This is a genomic window from Shewanella sp. 10N.286.45.A1 (assembly GCF_041470405.1).
GTDB lineage: Bacteria > Pseudomonadota > Gammaproteobacteria > Enterobacterales > Shewanellaceae > Shewanella.
In genome coordinates this window covers 4,240-5,513 of sequence record NZ_JBFRMK010000308.1, presented here as the reverse complement: position 1 = coordinate 5,513, position 1,274 = coordinate 4,240, and the positions used below count along the sequence as shown (strand labels likewise).

General features: G+C 41.4%; 1 protein-coding gene. It reads left to right on the top strand.

From position 1 onward, the window contains the following. Positions 1 to 89: 89 nt before the first annotated feature. Positions 90 to 1,274: IS4 family transposase (locus AB4238_RS19920; RefSeq protein WP_372035094.1), on the top strand; the 1,185-nt coding region annotated here is incomplete at its 3' end.

The window sequence follows — 1,274 nt, the reverse complement described above, 5'->3', positions numbered from 1 at the left end:
TAATGCCGATCATTTAGTGGTTAATTGATCGGTTGACCGATCCTTATAAGATGGCAAAATCCGAGTGTTTTTAAACACTCGGATTTTTTATGGACGTATCTCAAGCACTTAATATCATCAATGATTGGAAGCCGAATAATATTGCAACGTTGGCTGACTTACTTCCTCTAGAGCTTATTGATGAAGCCTATTCTTTGACTGACACTGTGACCATGCGTAAACGCAAATTAACTTTGGAATCCATGGTATGGTTGCTCGTTGGTATGGCTATTTATAATGATAAGTCCATGAAAGACCTTGTTAATCAACTTGATATTGTTGATAGAACAGGGAAAGCCTTTGTCGCACCAAGTGCATTAACTCAACGCCGCAAAACACTTGGTCAGGCAGCAATGAAGGCCGTATTTCAACGAATGACTTCGTCTTGGCTAACCAGCGCTCATTTGCCTTATTGGAATGGGTTAACGCTCTTGGGAGTTGATGGTGTGGTTTGGCGAGCCCCAGATAGCCCAAAGAATAATGAAGCATTTTCACGTCAAAAAAATACGCAATATCCGCAAGTAAGAATGGTTTGTCAGATGGAATTAAGCAGTCACCTGATCACAGGAAGTGCTTTTGATGACTATAACGTCAATGAAATGATACTTGCGGAGCAATTGATAGAAACCACGCCTAATCATAGTGTCACCATGTTCGACAAAGGATTTTACTCGCTAGGTCTTCTGCATAAATGGCAACAAAGCGGTACTGAAAGACACTGGCTTATTCCGCTAAAGAAGAACGTCCAATATGAAGTTATCCAATCACGAGGGCGTAATGATAAATTGGTGCTACTACATAGCAATCCAAGAGCGAGAAAGCTCTGGCCTGAGTTACCTGAAACGATTCAAGCACGCCTTGTTACACGTAAAATAAAAGGTAAAACCTATGAGGTGTTAACCTCAATGCTTGATGCCATGAGATTTCCAACAGCCGATATAGCAGGGCTGTACGAGCATCGTTGGGAAATAGAGCTAGGTTATCGTGAGCAGAAGCAATACATGTTAGGTAGCCGTCTTACCTTACGCAGTCGTTTACCTGAATTAGTTAAACAAGAGCTATGGGGTATCTTACTGTCATACAATTTAATCCGTTACCAAATGGTTGAATTAAGCTTTAGTTTGAAGGGAAATTATCTGCCATATCAACTCAGTTTTAAGGGCACACTTGCACGAATAACAGCATTACTAGTTGGGCTTCCGTACTCCACTCCAGGCGCAATACCTCGGCAATTA